The sequence below is a fragment of the Actinomycetota bacterium genome, from assembly GCA_036280995.1.
Classification (GTDB): domain Bacteria; phylum Actinomycetota; class CALGFH01; order CALGFH01; family CALGFH01; genus CALGFH01.
The window spans coordinates 1-7,848 of record DASUPQ010000616.1 but is presented as its reverse complement, the minus strand read 5'-3'; the positions used below and the strand labels follow the sequence as shown (position 1 = coordinate 7,848).

7 protein-coding genes are annotated in these 7,848 nt (G+C 74.1%); 1 reads left to right on the top strand and 6 read right to left on the bottom strand.

Features of this window, described 5'->3' with window-relative positions:
- A partial coding sequence (locus VF468_20780) for an aminotransferase class V-fold PLP-dependent enzyme (protein HEX5880726.1) occupies positions 1-1,051 on the top strand: 1,051 nt, incomplete at its 5' end.
- Here VF468_20780 and VF468_20775 read toward each other — a convergent pair.
- The 6 genes from VF468_20775 to VF468_20750 form a co-directional block, all read right to left on the bottom strand.
- On the bottom strand, positions 1,048-2,805 hold the full coding sequence (locus VF468_20775) for an amidase (protein HEX5880725.1): 1,758 nt from the start codon (positions 2,803-2,805) through the stop codon (positions 1,048-1,050). The genes VF468_20780 and VF468_20775 overlap by 4 nt on opposite strands.
- Before the next feature lie 10 nt (positions 2,806-2,815).
- Positions 2,816-4,630: a gamma-glutamyltransferase gene (gene ggt, locus VF468_20770; protein HEX5880724.1), complete on the bottom strand. Its 1,815-nt coding sequence runs from the start codon at positions 4,628-4,630 to the stop codon at positions 2,816-2,818.
- 92 nt (positions 4,631-4,722) lie between these two features.
- On the bottom strand, positions 4,723-5,040 hold the full coding sequence (locus VF468_20765; GenBank protein ID HEX5880723.1) for a hypothetical protein: 318 nt from the start codon (positions 5,038-5,040) through the stop codon (positions 4,723-4,725).
- Between the two features lie 11 nt (positions 5,041-5,051).
- Entirely contained in the window at positions 5,052-6,386 is a 1,335-nt protein-coding gene (locus VF468_20760) for a PhoH family protein (protein ID HEX5880722.1), read from the bottom strand.
- A gap of 266 nt (positions 6,387-6,652) precedes the next feature.
- A complete protein-coding gene (locus tag VF468_20755; protein ID HEX5880721.1) occupies positions 6,653-7,603 on the bottom strand; it encodes an aldo/keto reductase in 951 nt (316 codons plus the stop codon).
- A 32-nt stretch (positions 7,604-7,635) separates the two neighbouring features.
- Positions 7,636-7,848 (bottom strand): hypothetical protein (locus VF468_20750; protein ID HEX5880720.1); only part of this gene is annotated, 213 nt, incomplete at its 5' end.

Here is a 7,848-nt window from a genome sequence, read left to right as displayed (position 1 = left end):
CCCGGACGCCCTGGCCCGGTTCGCGGCCGAGTGGGCGGAGCAGGGGGTGGTCGCCTGGTACGGCTGGCTGGACCAGCTGCGGGCCACCGCGGCCCTGCTGGAGGGGCTGTTCAACGCCCCGCCGGGGTCGGTCGCCCTCGGCCCCAACGTGTCGGTCCTGGCCGGCCAGGTGCTGTCCTGCTTCGACTGGTCGGGCCGGCGCAGCCGGCTGGTCACCACCGACCTCGAGTTCCCGACCTGCGACTACCTCTACCGGGCCCAGGAGACCCTGGGGGCCAAGGTCGAGGTGGTCCCCTCCCGCGACCTGGCCGTCGACACCGAGCGGCTGCTGGAGGCCATCGACGCCCAGACCGCCCTGGTCGCCGTGACCCACGTGGCCTTCCGCTCCTCGGCCCTGCTGGACGCGGCCGCCGTGGCCGCCCGCGCCCACGAGGTGGGGGCGCTGGTCATGCTCGACACCTACCAGTCGGCCGGGACCGTCCCCATCGACGTCGCCGCCCTGGACGTCGACCTGATGGTCGGGGGCTCGGTCAAGTGGCTGCTCGGCGGCCCCGGCACCGGCTACCTGTACGCCCGGCCGGAGGTGGCCGCCGGGCTGGCCCCGTGGCTGGTCGGCTGGTTCGGCCACGAGGCGCCGTTCGCGTTCCGGCCCAGCCCGATCGCCTACGCCGAGGGGGCGGGCCGGTTCGTCACCGGCACCCCCAACGTCGCCGCCCACGTGATGGCCGCCGAGGGCTACCGGATGGTCGCCGAGGCCGGCCTGGACGCCATCCGGGCCAAGTCACGGCGCCAGGTCGCGCGCCTGCTGGACGGCTTCCAGGGCCAGGGCGCGGTCGTCCGCGGCCCCGCCGACCCGGCGGCCCGGGGCGGCAGCGTGGTCGTCGACTTCGACGGCGCCGAGCGGGTCACCGGGGAGCTGATCGCCCGCGGCTACACCTGCGACTACCGCCCCGGCGCGGGGCTGCGCCTCGGCCCCCACTTCTACACCACCGACGACGAGTGCGACGCCGTCCTCGCCGAGGTCGCGGAGCTCCGGGGGGTTCGGGCCTAGAGGCCGGCGAGCTTCTTCTGGGCCTTGGACGGCTCGGTGCGGGCCCGGGGGGCGCGGTCGGCCCGGGCGGCCGCGGCGGCGTCACCCTTGCGGGCGTTGGTGTCCCGGGGGAGGAACTCCTTGACCCCGAGGGTCTTGAGGAACCGGGGGGCGTGGCGGGCCCTGGTGCCCTGCTCGAAGCCGTAGGCGAGCTTGAGCAGGGTCGGCTCCGACCAGCGGCGGCCGATGAAGTTGACCCCGACCGGGAGCTCGTCGAAGGCGAAGCCGGCGGGCACGGTCACGTTCGGGTAGCCGGACACCGCCGACGGGGTCGAGCTCGAGGTCAGGAAGTGGTCGCCGTTGACCAGGTCGGTGGTCCAGGGCGGGCTGCCGGTGAGGCTGAAGATGGCGTCCAGGTCGAAGCGGTCCATGGTCGAGTCGATGCCCTCGCGGGCCACCCGCTGGGAGGTGGCAAGGGCCTCGGTGTAGGCGGGGTCGTCCAGGCCGCCGGTGGCCTCGGCGAGCAGGAAGATCTCCTGGCCGAACCAGCGCAGCTCCCGGTCGGCGTTGGCCTCGTTGAAGGCGATCAGGTCGGCCAGGGTCCGCATCGAGGTGTTGCGCAGCTCCGACAGGTAGGCGGCGATGTCGGCCTTGAACTCGTACAGCAGCACGGTGAACTCGGGGTCGAACACGTCGCCGACCCCTGGGATGTCGGCCGGGTCGACCACGGTCGCGCCCAGGCGGCTGAGCTCGCCGACGGCCGCCTCGGCGACCGCGTCGGCCTCGGGGCTGACGCCGAACACGCCCTCGCGCCAGATGCCGATGCGGGCCCCGCGCAGGCCGTCGGGGTCGAGGAAGCGGCGGTAGTCGCGGTGGCTGTGCCCGCGGCTGTCGGCGGTCGCCGGATCGCGGGGGTCGACCCCGGTCATGGGCCCGAGCACGGTGGCCGCGTCGGCCACGGTGCGGGCCATGGGGCCGGTCACGTCCTGGCTGTGGGCGATCGGGACCACCCCCGACCGGCTGGTCAGCCCCAGGGTCGGCTTGATCCCGACCAGGGCGTTGTGCGAGGAGGGGCAGACGATCGACCCGTCGGTCTCGGTCCCCAGCGAGGCCGCGGCCAGGCTGGCGGCGATGGCCGTGCCCGACCCCGAGCTGGAGCCGCACGGGTTGTGGTCGAGCACGTAGGGGCTGAGGCACTGACCGGCCCGGCCCGACCAGCCGCTGGAGGACTGGGTGGAGCGGAAGTTGGCCCACTCCGACAGGTTGGCCTTGCCGAGGATGACCGCCCCGGCCCGGCGCAGCCGCCGGACCACGAAGGCGTCCCGGGGCACCTCGGCGCCGACCAGGGCCAGCGACCCGGCCGTGGTCTCCATCCGGTCGCGGGTGGCGAAGTTGTCCTTGACCAGCAGCGGGATCCCGTGCAGGGGCCCGCGCAGCTTGCCCTGGCGGCGCTCGGCGTCCAGCTCCCGGGCGATCTCCAGGGCGTCGGGGTTGACCTCGACCACCGAGTTGAGCTTGATCCCCGACAGGTCGATCTGGCGGATCCGGCGCAGGTAGGCCTGGGTGAGCCGCCGGGAGCTGAGCCGCCCCGCCGCCATCGCCGCCTGGAGCTCGGCGATGGTCGCCTCCTCGAACGGGAACGACGGCAGGTCGTGGTCGCTGTCGGCCATGGCCGCGCCAGCATTGGCGATGGTGCCGGCGCCGGCAACCGCCCCGGCCGCCCCGGCCGTCCCCGACGCCTTGAGGAAGCTTCTGCGGCTGATCCGGTCGGGCATCGGGCCCCTCCTAGGGACGGGGGTGGACGACGAGGGCGCTGCCGCCGCCGCGGCGGACCGGCTCGGCCGCCGCCTGCTGCAGGCCGTGGCGGCCGAAGGCGATGCCGGCGGCGGCGCCGATCTCCGAGGGCAGCGGCGGCGTCGTCGGGGCCGGGCGGAACAGCTCGCCAAGGGCCTGGAGGGCGGCCGCCTCCGGGCTGGCCAGGAACGCCGGCTCGGCGTCGCCGGGGTCGCTGTTGCGCTGGGACACCCGGGGGGCGGCGATCGCCTCGGGCAGGCTCCGGCCCCGGTCGAGGTGCTCGACCAGGATCTGGAGCACGGTGGTGATGATGGTGGCCCCGCCCGGCGAGCCGACGGCCACCACCGGCCGGCCGTCGCGGACCACGATCGTCGGGCTCATCGAGGAGCGGGGGCGCTTGCCGGGCGCTGGCAGGTTGGGGTCGGGCACGCCCGGGAACAGCGGCGCCGGGTTGAAGTCGGTCAGCTCGTTGTTGAGCAGGAACCCGTAGCCGGGCACGACGATGCCGCTGCCGCCGGTCTGCTCGATGGTGAGGGTGTAGCTGACGACGTTGCCCCAGCGGTCGGCCACCGTCAGGTGGGTGGTCGCCGGCCGCTCGGCCGGGCCGGCCACGGCGACCCCGGCCGGGCAGCCGGGCCCGAACGGCGGGAACGGGTCGCCGGGCGGCACCGGGCTGACGTTGGCCCGGTCGCCGATGAGGCAGCGGCGCTCGTCGGCGAACCCCTGGCTGAGCAGCCCGCGCAGGGGCACGTCGACGAAGTCCGGGTCGCCGACCCAGCGGTTGCGGTCGGCGAAGGCCAGCCGGGTCGCCTCCAGGTAGTGGAACAGCGCCTGGGTGTAGGACTCGCCGCCCAGGTCGTAGCCCTCCAGGATGTTGAGGGCCTCGCCGACGGTGGAGCCGCCGCTGGACGGCGGGCCCATGCCGTAGACCTGGTAGCCGCGGTAGCCGACCCGGGTCGGGGGCCGGTCGAGGGCCCGGTAGGCGGCCAGGTCGGCCTCGGTCATCAGGCCGGGCCGGACGTTCAGGGTCGAGGCCGGGTCGACGGGCGGGTCCTGGACGGTCTCGGCGATCGCCTCGGCGATCCGGCCCCGGTAGAACGGGTGGGTGCCGCGGCGGGCCAGCAGCCGGTAGGTCCGGGCCAGGTCGGGGTTGCGCAGCACCGACCCGACCGGCGGCGGCGCCCCACCGGGCAGGAACAGCTCGGCGGTGGCCGGGAAGGCGGCGAAGCGGGCGGCGTTGCTGGCCGTCTGGTCGTGGAAGGTCTGGTCGACCACGAAGCCGCGCTCGGCCACCCGGATGGCCGGCTGGAGCAGCTTGCCGAGCGACCGGGTCCCGTACTTGCGCAGGGCCCGCTGCCAGGTCGCCACCGTGCCCGGCACCCCGACCCCGAGGCCGCTGGTGACCCGCTCGGCGAAGGGGATGGGCTGGCCGGTGGCCGGGTCGATGAAGCTGTCCTCACGGAACGCCGCCGGGGCGGTCTCGCGGCCGTCGATGGTGACCACCCGGCGCTCCTTGGCGAGGTGGACGACCATGAAGCCGCCGCCGCCGACGCCGGCCGAGTAGGCCTCGGTGACGCCCAGGGTGGCCGCGGCCGCGACCGCGGCGTCGACGGCGTTGCCGCCGTGGCGCAGCACCTCCAGCCCGGCCGCGGAGGCGTCCAGGTCGACGGTGGCGATCGCCCCGCCGGTGCCGGTGGCGACCGGCCGCTTGACGGGTTTCCGCCCAGCCTGGGCGGGGACGGTGGCGGCGACCAGGCAGAGGATGAGGAGCAGGACGGTCAGCAGGGCACGGACGGGTCGCGGCATCGCGGGACCTCCGGCAGGTGCGACGGCAGCCTACGGAGTCTAGTCCACCATGCAACCTTTGGCTTGGTTTGTCCGAGCCTGGGTTGCTCAGGTCAGAGCAGGTCGTCCAGGGACTTCTTGGGCTTCTGCTCGGCCCCGGCGACCAGGTCGTCGAAGCTGGGGCCCTGGCGGCGGCCGGTCATGGCCTCGGTCAGCGGGTCCTTGCCGCCGAGGTCCTTGCCGGCGACCAGCAGGTCGTCAAGGGACGCCCGGGACTTGCCCTCCAGGCGCAGCCGGATCGCGGTCAGGGTGGCCGACTGGTCGGCCTCGAGGCCGTGGCGGTTGTTGAGCTGGGTCAGGGCCAGCTCGGCCCGTTGCAGCAGCTCCCGGTCGGTCGGGCTGAGCTCGTCGGCGGGCTGGGGCTGGGACATGGGGCGGCCTCCTACAGCTTGCGGGCGACCAGCTCGGCGACCGGGCTGCGCTCGCCCTTGACGAGGGTGACGTGGCCGAACAGCGGCTCGCCCTTGAGCCGTTCGATCATCGCCGCCACCCCGGAGTCCGGGTCGACGTAGGGGTGGTCGACCTGGGAGGTGTCGTGGCACAGGACCAGCTTGGAGCCCTCGCCGAGCCGGCTGGCCAGCGAGCGCAGCACCCCGTACTCGACGTTCTGGGCCTCGTCGAGGATCGCGAAGGTGCGGGCGAAGGTGCGCCCGCGGATGAACGTCAGCGGCTCCAGCTGCACCGTGCCGTCGTCGAGCAGCCCCTGGACCAGGTCCTGGGTGTAGCTCTCGCGCCGGTCGGCGTCGTGGCTGCCCCGGAACAGCTGGGCCAGGGTGTCGTGGATGGCCTTCATCCACGGGGAGATCTTCTCGTCGACGTCGCCGGGCAGGAACCCCAGGTCCTGGCGGCCGACCGGCACCACCGGGCGGAACACCAGCACCCGGTCGTACAGGGCCTGCTCCAGGGTCGCCTCCAGCCCGGCGGCCACGGCCAGGTAGGTCTTGCCGGTGCCGGCGTTCCCGGACAGCGACACCAGCGGCACCTTGGGGTCGTGGAGCAGGTGCAGGGCGAACTGCTGCTCCTTGGAGCGGGCCCGCACCCCGAAGGTCTCCGGCGGCTCCCCGACCAGGGCCACCTCGACCGTCTCGCCGGCCTCGACGCTGCGCCGGACCTGGCCGAGGGCGCTCTGGTTGCCCGAGCGCAGGACCACGAACTGGTTGGCCCAGAGCGGCTGGTCGGCGAGGATCTCGCCGCCCCGGGCGGCGTAGATGGCGTCGATCCCGCCGGCCTGCTCGCAGGTGGCCACGCCCAGGTAGCCCTCCTCGATGGCCACCCGCTCGTGGCGGTACTCCTCGGCCAGCAGCTTCAGGGCCTCGGCCTTGATGCGCAGGCTGGCGTCCTTGGAGACGAGCACCACCTCGCGCTCCCCGGCCAGCTCCTTGGCCAGGTTGGCCGTGGTGGCCAGGATCCGGTTGTCCTCGGAGTCCGAGGAGAGGGCGTCGGGCAGGTCGAGCCGGGAGGCCAGGCTGACCTCGACCCAGATGCGGCCGCCGCCGGGCAGCTCGACCCCCTCGGAGAGGTTGCCCTGCTGGCGGAGGCGTTCCAGGGTGCGGATGGCCCGCCGGGCCGACGCCCCGGTCTCGTCGGGCCGGGTCTTGAGCTTGTCCAGCTCCTCGACCACGGTCAGGGGGATGGCGACGTCATGCTCCTGGAAGCGACCCGGGGCCTCTGGGTCGGCGATGAGCACGTTGGTGTCGAGCACGTAGGTGCGAGCCATCACCAGAACGGTACCTGACGAATCCGGACTTGCAATGACTAGTTACCTCGAACTAGACTCCGCGTGCGGGTACAGACCGCCCCCGATTATGGGGACGGCGCGGCCCGGGACCGCTTCTTCTCCGGCGGCCTGTTCTGGGGGATCAGGCCGTAGCGGGGTCCCGGGAAGCGCCGTGGGGGCGGGTAGCGTCAGTCGTCAGACGACGCCAGGGAAGGGCCGCGGAGCCACCGCGGCCCTTCTCTTTTGTCCGGCTTCGCCGTGTATTGCTACGTAGCCGAGAGCTCGGCCAGGTCGGCCTCGGTGAGCCGCAGGTTGCCGGCCGGGAGCCAGCCGTCGACCTGGGAGGGGCGGCGGGCGCCGACGATGGCGCCGGTCACCCCGTCGGTGGCCAGGACCCAGGCGACGGCCACGGCGGCCACCGGGACCCCGTGGCGCTCGGCCACCGGCTCCAGCCGCCGGGCCATCTCGAGGTTCGCCTCCAGCTTGGGCGGCCGGAAGTCCTCGTCGGAGCGGCGCCAGTCGCCGGCGGGCAGGGCGCGGACCCGGTCGGCGTCGAAGGCGCCGGTCAGCAGCCCCGAGCCGAGCGGGCTGTAGCAGAGCACCCCGGTGCCGTTGGCGGCGCACCAGGGGATGAGCTCGCCGGCGGCGGCCCGGTCGATCAGGCTGAACGGCGGCTGCAGGGAGTCGACGTGGCGGATCCGCTCGCAGCGCTCCAGCAGGCCCAGGTCGAAGTTCGACACCCCGGCCCAGCGGACCTTGCCCTCCTCGACCAGCGCCGCCATGGTCGCCCAGGAGTCCTCGACCGGCGTGCCGGTCTCGGTGTCCGGCCAGTGGAACTGGTACAGGTCGACGTGGTCGGTGCCGAGGCGCTTGAGGCTCTGCTCCAGCTCGAACCGGATCGTCTCGGGTCTGAGATCATAGGTGGGCTCGTTGTGCTCCCGGCCGTAGCAGGGCCGGCCGCACTTGGTGAACACCAGCACCTCGCCGCCGTGCTCGCGCACGACCTGGCCGACGACCTCCTCGGAGTGCCCGAGCCCGTACACCGCGGCCGTGTCGACCCAGTTCACCCCCGACTCGAACGCCTTGTGGAGGGCGGCGATCGACTCGTCGTCGTCCTGCGGCCCCCAGCCGAACTGCCACGGCCCCCCGATGGCCCAGGCCCCGACCCCGACGACCGAGATCTCGGGCCCGTCCGACCCCAGTCTCCGGAACTGCATGGCGCCTCCTCGTCGGTGGTCAGCCGAGCAGTCTATACCGGGGCCCCGGCGCTCCGGTGGGCGGCCAGGTCGACCGGCTCCAGGCGGGTCGAGGGGCGGTGGATGCGGCCGACCTTGGCGCAGGGCCGGCCCTCGCGCAGGACCACGTCGGCGGTGTAGTCGGCGCTGCCCTTGAGCAGGGAGGAGCCGACGGCGTAGGAGTCGACCGGGACCCCCGTGGCCTCGAAGGCGGCGATCCGCTCGGC

Excerpts from the sequence above, each read along its gene's own strand:
- VF468_20775 (HEX5880725.1), bottom strand. The coding sequence starts at position 2,805 with ATGCCCGACCGGATCAGCCGCAGAAGCTTCCTCAAGGCGTCGGGGACG.
- ggt (HEX5880724.1), bottom strand. The coding sequence starts at position 4,630 with ATGCCGCGACCCGTCCGTGCCCTGCTGACCGTCCTGCTCCTCATCCTC.
- VF468_20765 (HEX5880723.1), bottom strand. The coding sequence starts at position 5,040 with ATGTCCCAGCCCCAGCCCGCCGACGAGCTCAGCCCGACCGACCGGGAG.
- VF468_20760 (HEX5880722.1), bottom strand. The coding sequence starts at position 6,386 with ATGGCTCGCACCTACGTGCTCGACACCAACGTGCTCATCGCCGACCCA.
- VF468_20755 (HEX5880721.1), bottom strand. The coding sequence starts at position 7,603 with ATGCAGTTCCGGAGACTGGGGTCGGACGGGCCCGAGATCTCGGTCGTC.